This window comes from Scandinavium sp. (assembly GCF_051650185.1).
Lineage (GTDB): Bacteria > Pseudomonadota > Gammaproteobacteria > Enterobacterales > Enterobacteriaceae > Scandinavium.
On record NZ_JBOFIN010000054.1, the window covers coordinates 16,238 to 35,012 of the forward strand.

The window sequence follows — 18,775 nt, forward strand, 5'->3', positions numbered from 1 at the left end:
TTTTTCCTTAGATGTGTGAATTCGTTGGGACTGGGTAACCGTTCTGCATCTTTCGCCGATCATGCGATGCGGCGTTATTGCCTGTCCGCTAACGTGGTCGGAAAGTGGTGAATATCCGAGGGGCGCTGGTAAATTTTTAGATGGAAGTAATGAGAGACGGACACGACAAACTCAAAAATCTCTGCCTGAGTTTCTTCGTAGGCCTCCCATCCCACCTGCGAGGTAAAACAGTAAATTTCGACCGGTAATCCTTCGGGGCCTGCGGGCATTTGCCGGATCATGCAGAGCATATCCATGCGGATATCCCCTCTGCTCATCAGGTAATGTTTAATGTATTTGCGGAACAGGGCCAGGTTGCTGTTCAGTGATTCCTCTGCCCGTGGCAAAAGCAGGGGCTGGGCTATCTCTGTCATCACGGGCAATTTTTTCAGCGAGGCAACAATCTCATCATTAATAAAACGAATGGTTTTCTGGTCGATATAAAAAGCCCGTTTGATGCGCCGCCCTCCTGAAGAGAACATTGGCTGCCAGTTGGTGTAATGCTCAGTGATAAAGTACTTTGTTGGCAGTCGTGACAGGGTGTTATCCCAGTTTTTAATCGTGGTCGTGTGTAAGGCTAAATCGGTGACGACACCATTAATGTCCAGATGGGGAATTTCAACCCAGTCACCGAGCTGGATGGCATCAGAAGAAGAGACCTGAATATTTGCGACCAGCGATATGAGCGTATGCTGAAATAATAACAGAATGACCGCCGCGGCCGCACCCAGGCTTGAGAGAATAATCAGTGGTGATTTATCGGCGAGGGTGGCGACAATCAGAATCAGCGCAGCGAGGAAAACAATAATCTTACCTATCTGCACGTAGCCTTTGATCGAGTGGTTGCCATTTTCCTGACGAGTGTTGTAGCGGTTGTTGAGTAAATCAAGCAGATCAGAACAAAACCAGGAGACAAACGCGATGAGCAGGCTCGTGGAACTTAGCACGCTGACTTTCGAGATTAGCGGTGGAATATTGGGCAAATAAAGGGCGAGGAGAATTATCACCAATAAGGAAAAGATCAGCGCAATTTTGTAATAGGCGCGGGTTTTTTTATTGATGTCATCGCTCTGACAGTCTTCGCATCCCACCAGTCGCCGGATAATGATTCGGGAGATAAAGAAATTAAACCCCAGGAAGGTCAGGCCACCGCCAATAATCATTCCTGCCACCGCCATGCCTTCGGCGACGCCCATGCTGTGGCTTAACCATTCCTGTAGCATAGTAACACTCCGTAACGTTATGCTCTTATCCCGTTTTGCGCAGAACCACCTTCACCCGCTAGTCAAAGGTGTTCAGGGGCCTGCACGACGTTTTTGGCCGACACGGGGATTACTGCACCACTTCCCTGCCGGTGATTTGGGCGATGAGCTGGTCACCCCGCTCAACGGTCACAAGGTCCGCGACCTGGCCTGCGTCATCAAAGGTGAAAATCTCGATCCCCTCAACTTTGATTTTTTGCCCCTTAGCCTTTACGACGCCGTCAGGGGTGGAGAAATCTCCTTTTTGGGTACCGGTGATGACGAAGCGCACCACGGTAGTGTTACCGTCGGCATAGCTGGCAAAGTCATTGATCGCCACATCCGGGAAATAATTCGTGAAGCGCCCAATCCGGTCGACAAACTTATCCCGGCCAAAGAATTCAACACCATTGGAGCGGACATGAATATTTTTAGCCACCAGAGGGCCGTTTTTTTCAAAGTTATGGGCAGAAAAATTCTGGTGAAACGCTGCGGTCGTTTTTAGATTGGCCTGCTCTGTAGCGCTGTACTGATGGGCCTTCAGGACCGGCAGATTGGGGTAAACAGGCTCTGCAGCGAAAGCAGGGACGGCATAAGCCGTGAAAGCTAATGTCAGCACGCTGAGGGTCTTACGTGAAATTTTGACCATACTATTTCCCTGTTTTTGTCTTCAGTAAAAGGAGAGTGTTTGGGAAATTACGCCTTTTGAGCAGCAGTTTGTCGGAAGCTCAGTTCATGTCTCAGCAGCACCACGGAAGTGGCAAGCAGCACGGCATCTTTGAGCAAAAACTGCGCCGTGCTGCTCAATGCCGGAAAGCCACCGGCCTCATGAACGACGCTGCCAGGTGTCGTAAACAGAAAGGTCAGGGTGACACCAAATGTAGCTGTTGACCCTGCGGCTCCCAAAAGCCCGGCTAGAGGCACCCGAAATCCTATGAGCAACAGCGCACAGATGGCCAATTCAACGGCACCCAGAAAATTACTGGTTCCTCGTAGCCCCAACACCGCGTGCATCCACGACATTAGCGGGCTATTCGCGACGAACAGGGCGATGCCATTCGCTTCGTATTCAAACCATTTTGCATAGCCAAAGAAAAAGAAGATCAGCACCAGGCTGAAGCGCAGAATGTGAACATCCCGTGATTTCATTTCATTTTTCTGAGATTTCATAATGTCGTCCTCTATTATTTAAAAACAAAAAGAAGTCCATTTAATATAATGGCTTGAAGTGCTGCGAAACCAGATAACCACGCAGGGTGAGGATTTTCAAGATAAAATATATAACAAAAATGTTATACATTTAAAATTAAATGCATATAGAGTTGCACGATGGTTTGTGTCAGTTTAACTGTATTTTTAAGGTGTGAATTATTTAGCCGGACAGAAGATGGCGTAGCAAAAGACGCTGACTAAAATGGAGAGTTTCTGGTACTGGAGGTAATATGTTGGTATTCATTATTCCTGCATTTTTTCATCCTCATTTTTGTTGTTTTGCTATATAGGGGTTGCTCTGATGGATGCATTATTCCCTGGTGTCTATCATCACGCGTTTAATGGTCATGGTGGCATAAATAATATTCTGATGGTCTGTCTGGATTTTACATTCTCTGGTGTTTTTTCATTTATGCTCACGCTGTCGGTGATTTGCATGGCAATGAAAATTAAATCGTCCAGAAAAACAAGCACAGGAGCCAGACAACCCACGAACTCTGTATCAGTAAAAGTGCTTCCGCCGTCAGGGATTAAACACCGTACTTTGCCAACAGCGAGATAATGTGGGGCATAACCCATCCTGGACTTATTTATGATGAGAAAACAGAAAATAGAATTTCCCAATAAAGACGGTATTTTGCTGAGCGGACTGCTTGAATCCCCGGCGGATCCTGTAGGCTACGCTTTATTTGCCCACTGTTTTACCTGCGGGAAAACGCTGACCGCGGCCACACAAATCAGTCACGTGCTGGTAAATAAAGGAATAGCGGTCTTTCGTTTTGACTTTATCGGCCTGGGCAGTAGCGAAGGGGAATTTGCCAGCAGTAATTTTTCGTCTAACGTTGAAGACCTGCTGGCGGCGGCAGACTACCTCTCTCAGTATCATCAGCCACCGCAGCTCCTGCTGGGGCATAGCCTGGGAGGGACCGCGGTGCTGGCTGCTGCGGCCCGGCTTGAGAGCGTCACCTGTGTCGCCACGCTGGGTGCGCCCGCAGATCCGTCACATGTCCTGAAACAGTTTAAGGGGAAACTGCACGAAATCCGCGAACAAGGGACGGCCAGGGTGCAGTTAGCGGGCCGGGAATTCACCATCAGAAAGCAATTTCTGGATGATGTTGAAGCGGTTAACATCAGTCAGCCATTGAGTCAACTCAACAAAGCACTGCTCATTCTGCACTCACCCCGGGACACCACCGTTTCCCTCGAGCAAGCTGAATTACTCTATAAGGCAGCACGCCATCCAAAGAGTTTTATTTCGCTCGACACCGCCGACCATCTCCTGACCAACAAAGCCGATGCCCGCTATGCCGCGAGCTGTATCGCGGCGTGGGCCGAGCGCTATTTACCGGAACGCGCCTCTCCTGTAGAGCCAGCGCGGCCGACGGAAGGCGAGGTGGTGGTCTCCATGCTTGATAGTGCGTTTTTGTGTGATATCCAGACAGCTCATCATCATTGGCAGGCTGATGAGCAGGTGAGCTCTGGCGGGGCAGGTGTCGGTCCCACGCCCTATGAACATTTATTATCGGCACTCGGGACCTGCACTTCAATGACACTGCGCCTGTATGCGCGCCACAAAAAGCTGGCCCTCACGCGTCTGGTTGTCACTCTGCGACACTCCCGCGAGCATCTCATTGATTGCACGGACTGTATTGACGGTAAGAATTTGGCCGATCGTATCTCGTGCGACATTGAGGTCGAAGGGGATCTCACTGCAGAAGAAACGGCCAGGTTGCTGGAGATAGCCGGGCGCTGCCCCGTTCATAAAACGCTGCAGAACCACATTAATATTGTCACACGACTTACCTGATGCGTCGTTGATTAGGGGGAGAGCACCGTGCCGTCTGACGTCGGACTTATCCTGTTGCTCATGATTTCGGGCTGGATGGTACAGAGAGGCGGATTTTGCCTGGTCGCCGCGGTAAGCCTGTTGATGGAGAAGCGCCCGGAGCGTCTGCTGCTGATCCTTGGGGTCGCCCTGGTCGCCGCTCTGTTGAGCCTTCATTTTCAGTCATTTCGGCTGTTTTCCCCGAGCGGGATGACTTTCTGGTGCGCACTGAGTGGAGCTGCACTTTTCGGGGTGGGGGCTGCGTTAAACCGTGGTTGCTTCTTTGGCACCCTGTCAAAATTGGCCAAAGGTGACGGGCATATGCTGCTGACGTTAGGGGGAATGATGGGCATCGCCGCCGTTTTGCCACCTTACCCTGCTGCGGCGTCCTCTTTCAAACAAGGGCATCCGCCGATACTGCTTTGCCTGATGTTACTCGTCCTCTGTGCAACTGGCTGGCTGCAACGTCGTCGAAAAGATCGCCTGCGTAGCCTGGTCCGGTTGCTGATCCCCGGCCTGACCTTCGGGCTTATTTATTCCGCCAATATAGGGTGGTCGCTCAGTCGTCTTATTACGGATGTCTGGTATGTTGTCCGCTATGACGAAATCCTCAATAAAATGCGGATGGCTGGTTTTATCGCTTTTTTGATGGGAATGCTGCTATACCATCTCTATTATAAAGATTTTGTGTTCATCCGTTTATCTGCCGCCAAAGGGGTTAGGCATTTTTGTGGCGGAACAATCATGATGATCGGTTCAAGAATGATGGGGGGGGGCAATGACAATTTTCTGTTCAGTAAATTACCCTCACTGACACCGGCGATTTTTATTTTGTTGCTGGCTATGTTGACGAGCATTTTAATCACGACATCTCTGCTTTACGGGTTAGTGAAGAATAAATGCGGGTAGGATCACCTGAGGGCGAGTACTGGCTTGTGGACAGGCATCACCTCACTCGCACCTTGTGGCAGATGGGCATTAAAAAGACCACGGTGAAAGTCATTGCTCACCTGCAGGATAAGGCTACGTTCTGGTCGCAGATGGAGAAAAACCACTGGGTGTGGCTGAAAAATGAAAAAGGGCAGTCGATAACACCGCAGCAGTTGCCGAAGCATATTGCTGATTTGCCGGATTATCCTTATCGCTCTCTTGCAGACCAGTTGCAGGATGAAGGGTATTTCGACAAGAAAAAGCAGGTCTATTTTGTTGAATTTGCGTGGGCGAGCTGGTGGGGGATCACATGGGCTGGCAGCCCGTCAATGCGGGCAACCTAGATGAGCGCCTCACGCAGGCGAAGAAACTAGCCTGTCTGCCGGAGGCGAAAACACTGCCGGGATATCCGGGCGAAAGCTGTGTTTCAACGTCGCGCTGAGGGAGTTGACTCCCTCAGTAAACGCTGCGCAGATGCAGCTTGCGGTACATCGGCGGCGTCATGCCCATTTGTCTGATAAAGGCCCGGCGCAGGCTGTCTGCGCTGCTGTAGCCGACCGCGCTAGCGATGGTTTTCAGTGGGATATCTTCCTTCTCCAGCATCTCTTTAACCCGGCTGATGCGGCAGGCTTCCAGCCACTCACCGGGGCGAACGTTAAGCTGCTGCTGAAAAAGCCGGTTGAGGTGGCGGGTGCTGAGGCCGATATGGTCGGCCATGTCTGAAAGCGAATGAATGCGGTCAAGATGGGTGAGGGTCCAGCGTTGCAATTCCTGCAAGGCTTCCCGACCGTTGAGCGAAAGTGCCTGCCTTCTGACGTAATGACTCTGGTTTGCCGGGCGGCGGAAAAACATCACCAGATTGCCCGCGATATCCATTGCCAGCTCCCGACCCAAATCTTCCTCAACCAGCCTTAACGCAAGATCCATCCCCGAGGTGACGCCAGCAGCCGTTCTGACCGGGCCGTCAGCCACGTACAGCGCGTCTTTGTCCACGCGGATATCAGGGTAGCTATTTTCAAGCCGATCGGCTGATTGCCAGTGAGTCGTCACGGTGCGATGGGTCAACACGCCCGACTGAGCCAGCAGAAACGCACCGGTGCAGATGGAGCCATACCGACGGCTGTTATCACAAAGCAGTTTGATGCTATGACTTGCGGCTGTACTCAACTGAGTGTGGGGGGCATCGGGCATACCTGCCACCAGAAAGGTATCTGGTCGGAAGGTGTCGCAGGCATCCAGGCTGCAATGACCCACCAGTTCGATGCCTGACGAGGCGCGCACATGGCCTGCATCGAGGGTCACAATCTTCAGGTCATACACTTCGCGACGCAGTAAGGTATTGGCTTCGGCAAACACATCCAGCGGGCCTGAGACATCCAGCAGCTGCACGCCAGGCATGGCCAGAATGGCGATCGTGCGTTTCATCTTTCTGTATGTCTCCTTTGGTGTGAATGTCTTTATTTGTCGTTATGTGGCTAATGATGACATTCAGATTGCCCGATACACTGTCCGAACTCAACTGAAGGAGACAAAAAAATGCACTCAACGATGAAAGACATTGCCATTCCCGATAGCCAGCTGGCCCGTGCGACAACAGAATTTGTGCGGGACACAGAAAACGATCTGCTGTTTCACCACTCCAGCCGTGTCTATTACTGGGGCGCGCTTGCCGGGCAGCATCGCGGCCTGAAGGTGGACAAAGAGTTGCTCTACGTAGGATGTATGTTCCACGACGTTGGCCTGACGCACGAGCATTGCAGCTGTGACAAGCGGTTTGAGGTTGATGGCGCTAACGCAGCACGCGACTTTCTTCGCAGCTATGGCGTCACCGAGCAGGACATTACGACCGTCTGGACAGCCATCGCGTTACATACCACACCGGGCATCCCTGAATTTATGGCCCCTGAAATCGCGCTGCTGACCGCCGGTGTGGAAATGGATGTGCTTGGTATGGGCTACGAGCATTTCAGCGAAAGCGACAGGGAAGCGGTGACGGCAAAACATCCGCGCTCAGCCAATTTCAAAGAGGAAATCATCTCGGCGTTTTACAACGGGATCAAGCACAAGCCACAGACCACCTTTGGTAACGTCAAAGCGGATGTTATCAAGGATAAAGAACGTGATTTCCAGCCGCTGAACTTCTGCTCCATCATCAGGAATTCAGCCTGGAGAGGATGAGTACAGGCCGCAGTCTGGCGAACGAAAGGGGAGAGATAAACTCTCCCTTTTCGGCGTTTTTGGCTTTCATACTATCCTCTCCCTCAGACAGACCTCCTGATTTAATTAAGATTTTTTACCTTGTTGGCGAAGCGGGGCATGAATAGAGTTGTCCACGGACTCTGATAAAAGGAAATTCAAATGAAAAAGACAATCATCGCTATGTCCCTTCTGTTTGTTGCCACTGGCGCGATGGCGCAGGGCGAAATGCAGCATGCCACAGATGAAACCGTTCAGGCCGCACATGCCGGCGCTGACACAGCAAAAGAGAAGTTACACAAAACTGAGCACCGTACTCAGGAGCACATCACCAAAGCGCAAAGCGACGGTTCCATCACCGACAACATGAAGCAAGACGGTGAGAAAGCCTGGAATCGCACCAAAGAGGGCAGCGAGAAGGCGTGGGATAAAACCAAACAGGGCTCTGAAAAAGCCTGGAACAGCACCAAAGAAGGCAGTCAGAAAGCCTGGGATGCCACCAAAGAGGGCAGCAGCAAAGCGTGGGATAAAACCAAAGCGGGCGCTGAAGATCTGAAGAAAAGCGTTTCTGAGTAAACGTTCCGCCTGAATAAAGCCCGCACTGGTTGCGGGCTTTATTCTGTCTGCATCACACCGTTTTGTCTTTTATCTCGGTCGTGCCTGCGTTTTTTTGCACTGAAGCAATGCCTTTTTGCGCCGCTGCCTTGGTTGAGTACATTTCGCTGCGGGCAATCACTTCATGGTTCGCGGCTTTCAGTACAAAGTAGTACGGCTCTTTGGTGTCCTTATCGGATTTCTTGATTTCGTAATATCCCATGGCTTTCTCCTCGGTTGTGTCTGCAATTGACCTGTTAAGCATAGAGTCTGACACAAACCTTGCCACCGCGGATTAAAGAGCGAATTCAAGGATTTTGAAGCGGATTAATGCCCGTGCTGCCTGACCTTCAGCTCCCCGAGTACGTGACTCAACACTTCTGTAAGCGCTGCTGCGGCGGCATGATGAGAGTTTTTGCGGGTCAGCACGACTCCGGTACGCCCGGAAAGTGGGGGCGACAATTCAAGCGTGCAGAGAGCATCGTGCGCCTGCGCCAGCGTATCCGGCAGAATGCTTGCCAGCGGTGCGCGCTGCACCAGCGCCAGAATGGCACCCAGCGTATTGGTCTCCATCACAAGATTGAGGCTTACATTTTGTGTGCGACATTGCTGGTCGATTTCAACGCGGGTGGAAAAACTTCGGTCCAGCAACACCAGTGGCTGTCCGGCGAGCGCCGTCAGCGCCAGCTGCTCTTGCCCGGCGAGGGGGTGATCTTTACTGACGACCAGCACCAGCCCTTCCTGCATCAGAGCGGTGGCGGAGAGTTCTGCGGCGTGATCGCCTGCAAACCCAAGGCCGATATCCAGCTCATCGTTGACCAGCTGCTGCTCAATCTGCCCTTGAGTGCCTTCGCTGACGGCAAGCGTGATGCCGGGATAACGCTGCCAGAAGGCGGCCAGCAGTGGGCCTGCCAGCCACGGCGTATAGGTCGGCGTCAGGCCCAGACGCACATGCCCTCGGCTTAAATCTTCCACGTCCAGCACCGCACGGGCTCCGGCTTCCAGTTCGTTTATCGCCTGACGGGCGTGGCGCTGAAACACTTTCCCGGCATCGGTCAGACGAACCGTTCGGCCCGTCCGGTCAAAAAGCTGCACTTCCAGCGTTTGTTCCAGCAGCTTGATTTGCTGTGAAAGCGCAGGCTGCGAGACATACAGCGCAGCGGCGGCGCGAGTGAAGCTTCCGTGCTCGGCGACAGCAAGGAAGTAGTGGACATAGCGCAGGATCATCGCATCACCTATAAGAAATACTGATAGCTACAATAATAATTGAGTCTTTTATCTTATCAATCAAAGCCTCTACTCTTTTGTTATGCATCAGCGCAAACCAAAGGAGCGAGAGATGGATTTTGTAAAACGTACGATTGAGCTGGCGATGAAAAATGTGGAAGAGGGCGGTCGACCGTTTGCCACGGTAATTGTGCGCGGGGAAGAGATTGTCGCTGAAAGCCCGAATCAGGTGGCTCAGACTAACGATCCCACGGCGCATGCGGAGATCCTCGCAGTGCGCGAAGCCTGCCGTAAACTGGGCACCGAAAATCTCAGTGACTGTGATATCTACATTCTGGCGAGCCCTTGCCCGATGTGCCTCGGGGCGCTCTATTATTGCAGCCCGCGCAAGGTTATCTACATCACCACCCGCGAGGAATACGTGCCGTATTACCGAGACGACCGCAAATATTTTGAACTGGAAACCTTCTACGGTGAGTTCGCCAAACCGATTGCCCAGCGTCGGTTGCCGATGGTGCATCAGCCCAGCCCCGAGGCCATCAGGGTGTATCAGCGCTGGCAGGTTCTGAATGCGAAATAGTGGCGTGAGAGTGCGTTAATGAAAAAGCCCGCAAGCGCTGCGGGCTTTTTGACGTCTGAGGTTAATGCCCATCCTGGAACAGCAAATCCATCAGGTTGCCAGTGTCCATTTGCTCGCCGCTTAATTTACGCAGCAGCAGTTCGCTGGCGAGGGTTTGCAGCGAGAAAACAATATCGGGCTGAACCCGCTTAATTTTGCTCAGGTTTTTATCTGAGTTCACCAGGGCGAGAATTTTTCCTTCCGACGACACCACTTCTTTCGCCGCCAGCACGATAAACGCATTATCGGAATCGTCATTGCGCAGCACCAGAATGTACTTCGCTTTATCCGCGCCCGCTTCGCGCAGGGCTTTATCGGACGACGGGTCATCAATCAGCACGTCGGCCTCCGGCGGGAAATCGTGCGGCACACCTGGCGGAATTATCACGGTGATGGTTTCGTCACGAGCCTTCAGACCGTTGTAAACGCTCAGCGCCAGCGGCGTGGCCCCGATAATAATCATGTGGTTTTTACGCATAGCGTGTGAAATTCTCCCTTTGATCATGCGTTTCAGGTTGCCACCGATGACCGGGCCAATGATGGCGCTGATAGACGTGGCGAAGACGGTAATGCCCAGAATGATAATCGACACCGTGAATAACCGCGCGGAGGCGGTAACCGGCACGATGTCGCCGAAACCAACGGTCGACATGCTCACCGTTGAGAAATAAAGCGCCGTTGAGAGCTCATCAATGGCGGGATGGAACTCATCGCCTAAATACAGTGAGCCACACAGGGCATAGGTCAGCAGCGAACCAAAGCTGATCAGCGCAAACAGCGTACCGGCCGCGAGGCTTGACTGGCTGAACTCCCGCCAGAACCACAGCAGACACAGGCAGTCCAGCAGCGATAAATAGCCGATTCGATGCGCGCCGCCCGGCAGCAGGAAATTGAACAACGCCACGGCGATAAGCAGGATCAGCGAAAACGACCAGGCGACACGCGCGCGCAAAAACAGGCCGATGCTCATCAGCACAATGGCGATGCCGAGCACCACCTGCGGCAGGGTTAACAGGCCAAAGGTGGAAATCAGATCCTTCCAGCCGGTGAATTCGCCCATCGCCTGCGGCACGAAATGGTAGATTTGCATCAGCACCGGCTTGAGGAACACGCTGCCAATGAGGAGCGTCAGCAGGCCAATCCAGCGATGAGGGCGGAACAGCGGGTTGAGTACAGCGAGCTTTTTAATGAGGACTTTCATGACATCTCTTTTCCCGAAAACGGCGCGCGCCAGCGCAAAACGGCTGGCGCGCGTCGGGAAGATTAACTCTCCAGATTGAGGACGACGTTGCGTTTAAGCAGGACGCGCATCACGACATAATACACGATGCCCAGCGCCAGCCAGCTAAGGCCGAGGATTTTTGCTTCAACATCCATCTCGTAAATCACGAAGCTGATGATGCAAAAGCCGATCACCGGGAAGACCAGGTGCATCAGCAAATTGCGGGATTTTTGGCGCAGCATGTAATGGTTGATGACCGCAATGTGCAGCACAAGGAAGCCCATCAACGCGCCAAAGTTAACCAGGCGGCTGAGGTTATCAATATCACCGTAGAACCACAGGCCGGAAGCCAGTGAAATCAGCGCCACAAACAGCGTGCTGATATACGGCGTTTTCAGCCGCGGATGCACTTTTGCCAGCAGAGCAGGAAGCTGCTTATCGCGAGCCATGGCATACAGAATGCGTGAGACCGCAGCCTGAGCAACCAGCGCGTTGGCGATCCCCCAGGAAATCACCGTCGACCACATGGTCACATACTTCAGCCACTGACCGCCTGCCAGATTCGCCGTGTCGTAGAACGCCGTATCAAGGCTGGTGAAGGTCATGCCCTGAGACAAATCAGCGGCAATCCAGGTTTGCAGAATGAACAGCGAGCCGACCAGAATCAGCGCCACCAGCGACGCTTTGCCAACCGTGTCCACGCCGTCTTTGGTTTCTTCCGAAAGCGTCGAGATCCCGTCAAAACCGAGGAACGACAGTACTGCAATCGACACCGCGCCCATCACCAGCGGCAGGCTGAATTTCTCCGGATTGTACAGTGGGTTCAGGGTCAGATGGCCCGCCCCCTGGCCGGAGTAGAGCGCAATCAGCCCCAGTACCACGAAAATCGCCAGCACGACAATTTCAGCGATCAAAATGGTGTTATTGGCTTTGGCGGTGAAAGTGATGCCCTTCAGGTTAATCAGGCTGTTGATGGCGATAAAGCCGACAATCCACACCCAGCCCGGCACGCCGGGAACCATCGGCGCTAAGGCTGCCGCGCTGACGATATACAGCAGGGAAGGCACCAGAATGTAGTCGAGCAGAATGAGCCAACCGGCGAAGAAGCCGACGACCGGATGAATACCGCGCTGGGCGTAGGCATACACGGAGCCGGAAACCGGGAAGGCGCGAGACATTGACCAGTAGCTCATGGCGGTGAAGAACATCGCCACCATGCCGATGAAATAGGCCAGCGCCACCATGCCTTTTGCGCCGTCCCACACGTAACCAAAAACGCCAAACGGCGCGATGGGCACCATAAAAATCATGCCGTAAATCAGCAAGTCTTTGAAGGTCAGCGCCCGGTGCAGCTCTTGCTTGTAGCCAAATTGTTCAACGCTCATTTTTCACCGCCTGAAATGCTCAGGTTTAACTGGGCGGCAACGGTTTTCGGCAGCGCAAAGCGGCAGGTTTTCAACGGGTCAACGACCTGACAAACCTGCAGGTCTCCAGTGATGCTGAGAATGCTGATCGCCTGCGACAGCGGCAGGTCGGTGTTGTCGGCGATGAAATGTGCCATGTTGCGGGTCGCCATGCTGGCGGCTTCATCGAGCGTTAATGCCGAAGCGAGGGTATACAGCGTGTCGCTGTTTTCCAGCATCGGCAGCGGGAGCTTGCGATTCTTCACGACGGTCAGTTCCACGGTCACTTCACCGGGAATTTCAAGCCCGCACACCGAGACTTCACCATCGCCCATTGCAGCATGCAGGTCGCCCAGGGCAAACAGCGCGCCCGGCACGTTGACAGGCAGCCATAATGTACTGCCTTCGGTGATTTCTTTGCAGTCCATGTTGCCGCCGTGGCTGTCAGGCGTTCCGCAGGAGATGGCTTCCCCTGCCGGAGCCACGCCAATCACGCCAATCATCGGACGCAGCGCAACTTCCACGCCGCCAGGCAGCAGCGCTTTGCCGTTATCAATCGGGATAATGGAGACTTCCGGTGCCTGAAGCTCATCGCCGATCACGCCCAGATTTGGCGCAGTGACCATCACCGCGTTATCGCGGGTGAAGCGAATGCGTTTGATGTGAACCCGTAACGCGTCGCCAGGCTGGGCTTCTTCGATGTAAACCGGGCCAGTGGCCGGGTTGATGCGTTGCCAGTCGAGCGCCTGAAAGACGGTATCGGCGGCGGTGATTTGGTCGGAGAAACAATCGCAGGTGTCGAAGATAACGTCGCTGCCACTTTTGACGGTGGCGACGGGCTGATTATCGCGCGACATAGTGTACACAACGCGATCGTTGCTTATTTTGATCATGATGTTCCCTGTCTGGTGCTGTTTATGTTTTTTGTTGTCTCCTTGTAAAAGGAGTGGGTTCTAGATCTAACGGCAGGCAGGGCCAATTGCAAATGGCTTCGTGCCATTGGGCAGTTGAATTGTTTAATTCAGAATTTGAAATTGTAGAAATAACTCAGCGGGGTGTATCAGCCTGCAATAAGCCTGATACGGACTCTTCATTCACTGGTTTGCGGCCTGCGTCCAGGCAAATTGTCATGTTTCTGTCACAATTAAGCCGACTCTAAAAGCGTATGAGGGAATAAGGGATGAGAAAAAGCGTCATTGCGGCTGCCGTCATCGGCACACTTTTTATGGCTTCCGGAGCTCAGGCGGACACCACGCCTGAGGGATATCAACTTCAGCAGGTGCTGATCATGAGCCGGCACAACCTGCGCGCGCCTTTAGCGAACAACGGCAGCGTGCTGGAACAATCCACGCCGAACAAATGGCCTGAGTGGGATGTACCGGGTGGGCAACTCACCACCAAAGGGGGCATCCTTGAAGTGTACATGGGCCACTATATGCGCGAATGGCTGGCCGAACAGGGCATGGTCACCACTGGTGAATGCCCGCCTGAAAACGCGGTGTATGCCTATGCCAACAGCCTGCAAAGGACTGTCGCCACGGCGCAATTCTTCATCACCGGTGCGTTCCCGGGGTGTGATGTGCCGGTTCATCATCAGGCCGAAATGGGCAAAATGGACCCGACCTTTAACCCGGTTATCACTGACCAGTCTGAGGCTTTCAGCCAGCAGGCCGTAAAGGCCATGGCGGAAGAACGCCGGAGAATGAAACTCGACGACAGCTATAAGCTGCTGGAGAAAATCGTCGATTATCAAAACGCTCCGTCCTGTAAAGAGAAGAAAGAGTGTTCGCTGACCGAAGCGAAAGACACCTTCAGCGCGCTGTATGAAAAAGAGCCGGGCGTGTCCGGGCCGTTAAAAGTCGGCAATTCGCTGGTGGATGCGTTCACGCTTCAGTACTACGAGGGCTTCCCGCTGGATCAGGTTGCCTGGGGGCAGATCAAAACCGATCAGCAATGGCGCGTGTTGTCAGAGCTGAAAAACGGCTATCAGGACAGTTTGTTCACCTCACCGGAAGTGGCACGTAATGTTGCCGCTCCGTTGGTGAGGTACATCGATAAGGCACTGGTGACAGAGGTGGCGAAAGCGCCAAAAGTGACGTTGCTGGTCGGACACGACTCGAATATCGCCTCGCTGCTGATGGCGCTGGATTTCAAACCTTATCAACTTCACGACCAGCACGAGCGTACCCCGATCGGCGGCAAGATTGTGTTTGAGCGCTGGCAGGATACCAAAGGGAATCGTGAGTTGATGAAAATTGAGTATGTTTACCAAAGCACAGAGCAGCTGCGTAATGCGGATGTGCTGACGCTGGCTTCACCGCCGCAGCGCGTCACGCTGGAGCTGAAAGGCTGCCCGGTGGATGCAGAGGGGTTCTGTCCGACTGAGAAATTTAATGAGGTGCTGAATCACGCGGCGAAATAAGCGACAACTCCCCCGCGCCCGGCGGGGGAGTCTTTGTCAGACGTTTCTGCGTTCGATGGTTTGTTCGCCCCAGAACAGCGCGTCTTTATCCGTTTTGCCAAAAGCCAGGGACAGCACTTCATCGCTGCCTTCTTCCCAGATTTTCTCCGCCACTTTTTCATCGTATTTCGCGACTTCAAAAATGGCCTCAGCAATTTCAGGTGAGGTATTGCGCAAGCTGGCCCATTCGCCAACGCGATGCGCTTTAGATTCCTGTGTAGGCATAACGCTCCTCCTTACAGAAGATTAACCTTTGAGTTTAACGGCCAGACCGGCGACATGCTGGCCCTGATAACGGGCAATCGCGAGCTCTTCCTGGCTTGGCTGGCGTGAACCGTCGCCGCCTGCAATCGTGGTTGCGCCATACGGCGTTCCTCCACGAACCTGAGACACATCAAACAGTTCCTGCGCGGCGTAGCCAATTGGCACAATCACCATGCCGTGGTGGGCAAGGGTGGTCCAGAAAGAGGTGATGGTTTGCTCCTGGCCGCCGCCGGTACCTGTCGAGCTGAAGACGCTACCCAGCTTGCCGTAAAGCGCGCCAGAAGCCCAAAGGCCGCCGGTCTGATCGAGGAAGGTACGCATTTGCCCGGCCATGTTGCCAAAGCGGGTTGGGGTGCCAAAAATAATGGCATCGTAGTCGGCCAGTTCCTGCGGGGTTGCTACCGGGGCGGTGTGTGTTTTGCCGCCCGATTTGGCGAAGACTTCTGCCGACATGGTTTCCGGAACTCGCTTCACCGTCACTTCAGCACCGTCAACTTTATCGACGCCTTCCGCCACGGCCTTCGCGAGGGTTTCAATGTGTCCGTACATGGAATAGTAAAGAACCAGAATTTTTGCCTTTCCACTCATAGCGTTGTTCTCCGTAATGACACTGTGTTTAGCAAGAGACTCCTGAAAGTGTTGGTCACAGACCGGGGATGGTCAACTTTCTGGTCGCAATTAAACGCAGCCGGGAAAACGCCGAAGTGGCACGCAGAGTTGCCGCTTCGCTTCTGCGGCGATTTCCTCAAATTTCAGTCATTTCAGTGAATTGCATGATGCTGAAGGAACGTTTCCCTTTGTAGCAAAATGACACACTTTCCCGCGCCCGGTTTTCATAAGGCATAAGAGACGCTTATCAACCTCGTTACGCTTTTCTCACCCATTCCGCCTGGTGCATGTTGCAGGATATTACGGTGGGGTGGTGGAATAAGCACCTTCCACTAAGCTTAGTTCCACGCGGCAGAAAACACGGGGCAACTCGCAGCCGCGTAGTGGAATCTTCCACATTAACGTAATGCAATATGATGTCTGAACAACTGGAGGTCCGTAATGGCAAACCATCGTGGCGGTTCAGGGAATTTTGCTGAAGACCGCGAAAGAGCATCAGAAGCAGGTCGTAAAGGTGGCCAGCACAGCGGGGGGAACTTCAAGAACGATCCTCAGCGCGCCTCTGAAGCTGGCAAAAAAGGGGGAAAAAACAGCCACGGCAGTAATCGCAACAGCTAGTGGTTGACGCCGTAAGATGTGGCGAAAGTAGCCCCATCCCTCCCCGCCGCCGGGTTTTCCCGGCGGTTTTTCATTTAATGCCCGGCGGCGCTGATACTTGCCGGACCTGCACAACCGTGGGCCCGTGCAAACGACGTGCCGCCGGGCAATATGGGCAGAAGGACTTCGTCAGCAAGCTGGATTTTCATTTCTGGTGGTTGCGCCATCTGCCGGGAGTCTGCACACTAACGGGCTGAATGTCATTCCGGCGGCACTATGTCCTTTCTCTCTCGTTATCAATTCTCTGTCAAACCTCAGGAAGCGCTCCTGATCGTCATCACCATGTTCTGGGGCGGGACCTTCCTTGCCGTGCAATACGCCGTGACGCTGAGCGATCCGTTTTTCTTCGTCGGCCTGCGTTTTGCCACAGCGGCTCTGGCGGTTGGGGCTTTATCGTTCCGTTCACTGCGTGGCCTGACACGGCTTGAGCTGAAAGCCGGTGTGTCGATAGGCATTGCTATCGCCATGGGCTATAGCCTGCAAACCTGGGGCTTGCAGTCTATCTCCAGCAGTAAATCTGCTTTCATCACCGCCATGTATGTGCCGCTGGTTCCGCTACTGCAATGGCTTTGTCTGGGACGAGTTCCCGGATTGATGTCCTGTACCGGTATTTTGCTGGCCTTTATCGGGCTTATTTTGCTCGCCGGGCCGGAAGGCAACATGCTGGCGCTGGGGGCAGGGGAATTGATTACGCTGACTGGCGCGCTTGCCATCGCTGCGGAGATCATTTTGATCAGCGCCTGGGCCGGGAAAGTCGACGTTCGCCGGGTCACCGTTGTGCAACTTGCCACGGCTTCAATCGTGGCGTTTGCCGCGATGGTGCCCGCTGGCGAATCAGTACCTGATTTCTCCCCCGGCTTACTTGTTGTCGCGCTTGGATTAGGCATTTTCAGCGCCATTATTCAGGTAGTGATGAACTGGGCACAGCGGAGCGTCTCACCGACGCGCGCCACGGTGATTTATACCGGTGAACCCGTCTGGGCGGGTATTTTCGGAAGAATGGCTGGGGAACGTTTGCCGGTGCTGGCCTTACTGGGGGGGCTGTTTATCATCGCGGGCGTGCTGGTCAGCGAACTGAAGTTTAAAAAGAAAAAGGCCGTCGAGCCCGCCAGCGAAGATACCGCACCGCAAGAATAAGGAAAATTGAAATGACGCAAAACGGCAAGAAGAAAACCGGGAAGCGCACTCAGGCGGTCAGCGCGAAAAAAGAGGCGATTCTGGCTGCCGCGCTGACGACGTTTTCGCAGTTCGGTATCCATGGCACACGGCTGGAGCAGGTGGCGGAGCTGGCTGGTGTGTCGAAAACCAATCTGCTTTATTACTTTCCCTCAAAGGAAGCGCTGTATGTGGCGGTGATGCGCAACATTCTCGATATCTGGCTCGCGCCGCTGCGTGCGTTTCGGGAAGAGTTCACGCCGCTGGTGGCAATTGGCGAGTACATCCGGCTGAAGCTTGAGGTGTCGAGGGATTATCCGGAAGCGTCGCGGCTTTTTTGCCTTGAGATGTTGCAAGGCGCGCCGCTGCTGATGGCTGAATTGACGGGGGATTTAAAATCCCTGGTGGCAGAGAAGTCGGCGATTATTTCAGGATGGGTTGCTGAGGGAAAACTGGCGCCCGTTGACCCCAATCATCTGATCTTTATGATTTGGGCAGCGACCCAGCACTATGCGGATTTCGCCACCCAGGTTGAAGCGGTGACCGGAAAAACACTCCAGGATGAAGCCTTTTTCCAGCAAACCGTTGAAAACGTACAGCGGATGATTATCGAAGGCATTCGCCTGCGTTAATGTGGTGGCGGCAGTGGGCAACTCAGGTCGCCTTCCTCACAGTTCAGCAGTGATTCCAGCCACGCCGTGCGTTCCACCGTTTTGTCGGTAAGGCACTGGGCGTGGATCATCGGCTGGATGCTGCCACCTTCGGTGCCGGAGCTTATCAACGCACAGTCGGCATCGCGCAGGGCAATCCATTTTTGTTGCGCGGTTCTCAGTAACGTTTTGGTCGCTTCCGGCGCGCGTTTCATGGCAGTGCCGTAGGCGGCGTTTAGCTTGCTGTCAGCGGCTTTTAACTGATTGGCGGCGCAGGTGTTCATTTCAATCTGATTATTCGCATTGCCGCAGTCGTCGGCCAGCGCAGCGCTGCTCAGCAACAGGATGCCAGCCCCCAGTAATAATCGTTTCATTTTTCCTCCTGCGCGGGACCAGATTGCCCGGTGGCGGCGATGCCTTACCGGGCCTACGGTTGATGGTTTTATAGGCCCGGCAAACGCAGTGTCGCCG

22 protein-coding genes are annotated in these 18,775 nt (G+C 53.7%); 10 read left to right on the forward strand and 12 right to left on the reverse strand.

Translation table 11 applies throughout. The annotated features are described in order from the left end of the window. Nucleotides 1-74 precede the first annotated feature (74 nt). The 3 genes from ACRCWW_RS06245 to ACRCWW_RS06255 all read right to left on the reverse strand — a co-directional run bounded on the left by ACRCWW_RS06245 (nt 75) and on the right by ACRCWW_RS06255 (nt 2,450). Nucleotides 75-1,262 carry a mechanosensitive ion channel family protein gene (locus ACRCWW_RS06245; RefSeq protein WP_438681632.1) on the reverse strand — a complete coding sequence of 396 codons (1,188 nt, stop codon included), beginning with the start codon at nt 1,260-1,262 and terminating at the stop codon, nt 75-77. 109 nt (nt 1,263-1,371) lie between these two features. Then, a complete protein-coding gene (locus tag ACRCWW_RS06250; protein ID WP_438681633.1) occupies nt 1,372-1,929 on the reverse strand; it encodes an ester cyclase in 558 nt (185 codons plus the stop codon). Between the two features lie 47 nt (nt 1,930-1,976). Then, nucleotides 1,977-2,450, reverse strand: coding sequence for a YkgB family protein (locus ACRCWW_RS06255; protein ID WP_438681634.1), 474 nt, complete (start codon nt 2,448-2,450; stop codon nt 1,977-1,979). Between the two features lie 634 nt (nt 2,451-3,084). Between ACRCWW_RS06255 and ACRCWW_RS06260 the strand changes: the two genes are divergently transcribed. Genes ACRCWW_RS06260 through ACRCWW_RS06270 form a run of 3 tightly spaced genes read left to right on the forward strand, consistent with a single transcriptional unit; the run spans nt 3,085 to nt 5,591 of the window. Next, entirely contained in the window at nt 3,085-4,299 is a 1,215-nt protein-coding gene (locus ACRCWW_RS06260; protein WP_438681635.1) for a bifunctional alpha/beta hydrolase/OsmC family protein, read from the forward strand. Nucleotides 4,300-4,326: 27 nt separating this feature from the next. Beyond that, on the forward strand, nt 4,327-5,226 hold the full coding sequence (locus tag ACRCWW_RS06265; protein WP_438681636.1) for a YeeE/YedE thiosulfate transporter family protein: 900 nt from the start codon (nt 4,327-4,329) through the stop codon (nt 5,224-5,226). Continuing rightward, a complete protein-coding gene (locus tag ACRCWW_RS06270) occupies nt 5,217-5,591 on the forward strand; it encodes a ParB-like protein (RefSeq protein WP_438681637.1) in 375 nt (124 codons plus the stop codon). Before ACRCWW_RS06265 ends, ACRCWW_RS06270 begins: the two co-directional genes overlap by 10 nt. Nucleotides 5,592-5,703: 112 nt before the next feature. Here ACRCWW_RS06270 and ACRCWW_RS06275 read toward each other — a convergent pair whose 3' ends face one another. Continuing rightward, complete coding sequence (locus tag ACRCWW_RS06275; RefSeq protein WP_438681638.1) at nt 5,704-6,672, reverse strand: GlxA family transcriptional regulator; 969 nt, start codon at nt 6,670-6,672, stop codon at nt 5,704-5,706. 111 nt (nt 6,673-6,783) lie between these two features. Here ACRCWW_RS06275 and ACRCWW_RS06280 point away from each other — a divergent pair, with 111 nt between their 5' ends. Beyond that, nucleotides 6,784-7,425, forward strand: a complete 642-nt coding sequence (locus ACRCWW_RS06280) for an HD domain-containing protein (protein WP_438681639.1) — start codon at nt 6,784-6,786, stop codon at nt 7,423-7,425. 180 nt (nt 7,426-7,605) lie between these two features. Beyond that, nucleotides 7,606-8,019 carry a hypothetical protein gene (locus ACRCWW_RS06285; protein ID WP_438681640.1) on the forward strand — a complete coding sequence of 138 codons (414 nt, stop codon included), beginning with the start codon at nt 7,606-7,608 and terminating at the stop codon, nt 8,017-8,019. Nucleotides 8,020-8,071: 52 nt separating this feature from the next. Here ACRCWW_RS06285 and ACRCWW_RS06290 read toward each other — a convergent pair whose 3' ends face one another. Both ACRCWW_RS06290 and cynR read right to left on the reverse strand, forming a co-directional pair. Continuing rightward, on the reverse strand, nt 8,072-8,260 hold the full coding sequence (locus tag ACRCWW_RS06290; protein ID WP_438681641.1) for a YegP family protein: 189 nt from the start codon (nt 8,258-8,260) through the stop codon (nt 8,072-8,074). Nucleotides 8,261-8,364: 104 nt separating this feature from the next. Next, nucleotides 8,365-9,264 (reverse strand): transcriptional regulator CynR, encoded by a 900-nt coding sequence (gene cynR / locus ACRCWW_RS06295; RefSeq protein WP_438681642.1) that lies wholly within the window; start codon nt 9,262-9,264, stop codon nt 8,365-8,367. A gap of 112 nt (nt 9,265-9,376) precedes the next feature. Between cynR and ACRCWW_RS06300 the strand changes: the two genes are divergently transcribed. Next, complete coding sequence (locus ACRCWW_RS06300) at nt 9,377-9,844, forward strand: nucleoside deaminase (protein ID WP_438681643.1); 468 nt, start codon at nt 9,377-9,379, stop codon at nt 9,842-9,844. 61 nt (nt 9,845-9,905) lie between these two features. On the opposite strand, the gene kch is transcribed toward ACRCWW_RS06300, so the two are convergent. From kch to ACRCWW_RS06315, 3 genes are all read right to left on the reverse strand, one after another. Continuing rightward, nucleotides 9,906-11,084: a voltage-gated potassium channel protein gene (gene kch / locus ACRCWW_RS06305; protein ID WP_438681644.1), complete on the reverse strand. Its 1,179-nt coding sequence runs from the start codon at nt 11,082-11,084 to the stop codon at nt 9,906-9,908. A 62-nt stretch (nt 11,085-11,146) separates the two neighbouring features. After that, nucleotides 11,147-12,490 (reverse strand): APC family permease, encoded by a 1,344-nt coding sequence (locus ACRCWW_RS06310; RefSeq protein ID WP_438681645.1) that lies wholly within the window; start codon nt 12,488-12,490, stop codon nt 11,147-11,149. After that, nucleotides 12,487-13,398: an acetamidase/formamidase family protein gene (locus ACRCWW_RS06315; protein ID WP_438681665.1), complete on the reverse strand. Its 912-nt coding sequence runs from the start codon at nt 13,396-13,398 to the stop codon at nt 12,487-12,489. Before ACRCWW_RS06315 ends, ACRCWW_RS06310 begins: the two co-directional genes overlap by 4 nt. A gap of 290 nt (nt 13,399-13,688) precedes the next feature. Between ACRCWW_RS06315 and agp the strand changes: the two genes are divergently transcribed. Next, a complete protein-coding gene (gene agp / locus ACRCWW_RS06320; protein WP_438681646.1) occupies nt 13,689-14,930 on the forward strand; it encodes a bifunctional glucose-1-phosphatase/inositol phosphatase in 1,242 nt (413 codons plus the stop codon). A 36-nt stretch (nt 14,931-14,966) separates the two neighbouring features. On the opposite strand, the gene ACRCWW_RS06325 is transcribed toward agp, so the two are convergent. Both ACRCWW_RS06325 and wrbA read right to left on the reverse strand, forming a co-directional pair. Next, nucleotides 14,967-15,194 (reverse strand): YccJ family protein, encoded by a 228-nt coding sequence (locus tag ACRCWW_RS06325; RefSeq protein ID WP_438681647.1) that lies wholly within the window; start codon nt 15,192-15,194, stop codon nt 14,967-14,969. A 21-nt stretch (nt 15,195-15,215) separates the two neighbouring features. After that, on the reverse strand, nt 15,216-15,821 hold the full coding sequence (gene wrbA / locus ACRCWW_RS06330; RefSeq protein WP_438681648.1) for an NAD(P)H:quinone oxidoreductase: 606 nt from the start codon (nt 15,819-15,821) through the stop codon (nt 15,216-15,218). Between the two features lie 462 nt (nt 15,822-16,283). Here wrbA and ACRCWW_RS06335 point away from each other — a divergent pair, with 462 nt between their 5' ends. The 3 genes from ACRCWW_RS06335 to rutR all read left to right on the forward strand — a co-directional run bounded on the left by ACRCWW_RS06335 (nt 16,284) and on the right by rutR (nt 18,286). Beyond that, a complete protein-coding gene (locus ACRCWW_RS06335; RefSeq protein ID WP_097164821.1) occupies nt 16,284-16,460 on the forward strand; it encodes a general stress protein in 177 nt (58 codons plus the stop codon). Nucleotides 16,461-16,715: 255 nt separating this feature from the next. Next, complete coding sequence (locus ACRCWW_RS06340) at nt 16,716-17,636, forward strand: DMT family transporter (RefSeq protein WP_438681649.1); 921 nt, start codon at nt 16,716-16,718, stop codon at nt 17,634-17,636. An 11-nt stretch (nt 17,637-17,647) separates the two neighbouring features. Then, nucleotides 17,648-18,286, forward strand: coding sequence for an HTH-type transcriptional regulator RutR (gene rutR / locus ACRCWW_RS06345; protein ID WP_438681650.1), 639 nt, complete (start codon nt 17,648-17,650; stop codon nt 18,284-18,286). On the opposite strand, the gene ACRCWW_RS06350 is transcribed toward rutR, so the two are convergent. Continuing rightward, the gene (locus tag ACRCWW_RS06350; protein WP_438681651.1) at nt 18,283-18,678 is read right to left on the reverse strand and encodes a lysozyme inhibitor LprI family protein; all 396 of its coding nucleotides are present in this window, start codon (nt 18,676-18,678) and stop codon (nt 18,283-18,285) included. The two genes, rutR and ACRCWW_RS06350, sit on opposite strands and share 4 nt — an antisense overlap. Nucleotides 18,679-18,775: the final 97 nt, after the last annotated feature.

What these genes read in the sequence shown, in the direction of transcription:
- ACRCWW_RS06245 (WP_438681632.1), bottom strand. Translation starts at nt 1,262, where the DNA reads ATGCTACAGGAATGGTTAAGCCACAGCATGGGCGTCGCCGAAGGCATG.
- ACRCWW_RS06250 (WP_438681633.1), bottom strand. Translation starts at nt 1,929, where the DNA reads ATGGTCAAAATTTCACGTAAGACCCTCAGCGTGCTGACATTAGCTTTC.
- ACRCWW_RS06255 (WP_438681634.1), bottom strand. Translation starts at nt 2,450, where the DNA reads ATGAAATCTCAGAAAAATGAAATGAAATCACGGGATGTTCACATTCTG.
- ACRCWW_RS06260 (WP_438681635.1), top strand. Translation starts at nt 3,085, where the DNA reads ATGATGAGAAAACAGAAAATAGAATTTCCCAATAAAGACGGTATTTTG.
- ACRCWW_RS06270 (WP_438681637.1), top strand. Translation starts at nt 5,217, where the DNA reads ATGCGGGTAGGATCACCTGAGGGCGAGTACTGGCTTGTGGACAGGCAT.
- ACRCWW_RS06275 (WP_438681638.1), bottom strand. Translation starts at nt 6,672, where the DNA reads ATGAAACGCACGATCGCCATTCTGGCCATGCCTGGCGTGCAGCTGCTG.
- ACRCWW_RS06280 (WP_438681639.1), top strand. Translation starts at nt 6,784, where the DNA reads ATGCACTCAACGATGAAAGACATTGCCATTCCCGATAGCCAGCTGGCC.
- ACRCWW_RS06285 (WP_438681640.1), top strand. Translation starts at nt 7,606, where the DNA reads ATGAAAAAGACAATCATCGCTATGTCCCTTCTGTTTGTTGCCACTGGC.
- ACRCWW_RS06290 (WP_438681641.1), bottom strand. Translation starts at nt 8,260, where the DNA reads ATGGGATATTACGAAATCAAGAAATCCGATAAGGACACCAAAGAGCCG.
- cynR (WP_438681642.1), bottom strand. Translation starts at nt 9,264, where the DNA reads ATGATCCTGCGCTATGTCCACTACTTCCTTGCTGTCGCCGAGCACGGA.
- ACRCWW_RS06300 (WP_438681643.1), top strand. Translation starts at nt 9,377, where the DNA reads ATGGATTTTGTAAAACGTACGATTGAGCTGGCGATGAAAAATGTGGAA.
- kch (WP_438681644.1), bottom strand. Translation starts at nt 11,084, where the DNA reads ATGAAAGTCCTCATTAAAAAGCTCGCTGTACTCAACCCGCTGTTCCGC.
- ACRCWW_RS06310 (WP_438681645.1), bottom strand. Translation starts at nt 12,490, where the DNA reads ATGAGCGTTGAACAATTTGGCTACAAGCAAGAGCTGCACCGGGCGCTG.
- agp (WP_438681646.1), top strand. Translation starts at nt 13,689, where the DNA reads ATGAGAAAAAGCGTCATTGCGGCTGCCGTCATCGGCACACTTTTTATG.
- ACRCWW_RS06325 (WP_438681647.1), bottom strand. Translation starts at nt 15,194, where the DNA reads ATGCCTACACAGGAATCTAAAGCGCATCGCGTTGGCGAATGGGCCAGC.
- wrbA (WP_438681648.1), bottom strand. Translation starts at nt 15,821, where the DNA reads ATGAGTGGAAAGGCAAAAATTCTGGTTCTTTACTATTCCATGTACGGA.
- ACRCWW_RS06335 (WP_097164821.1), top strand. Translation starts at nt 16,284, where the DNA reads ATGGCAAACCATCGTGGCGGTTCAGGGAATTTTGCTGAAGACCGCGAA.
- ACRCWW_RS06340 (WP_438681649.1), top strand. Translation starts at nt 16,716, where the DNA reads ATGTCCTTTCTCTCTCGTTATCAATTCTCTGTCAAACCTCAGGAAGCG.
- rutR (WP_438681650.1), top strand. Translation starts at nt 17,648, where the DNA reads ATGACGCAAAACGGCAAGAAGAAAACCGGGAAGCGCACTCAGGCGGTC.
- ACRCWW_RS06350 (WP_438681651.1), bottom strand. Translation starts at nt 18,678, where the DNA reads ATGAAACGATTATTACTGGGGGCTGGCATCCTGTTGCTGAGCAGCGCT.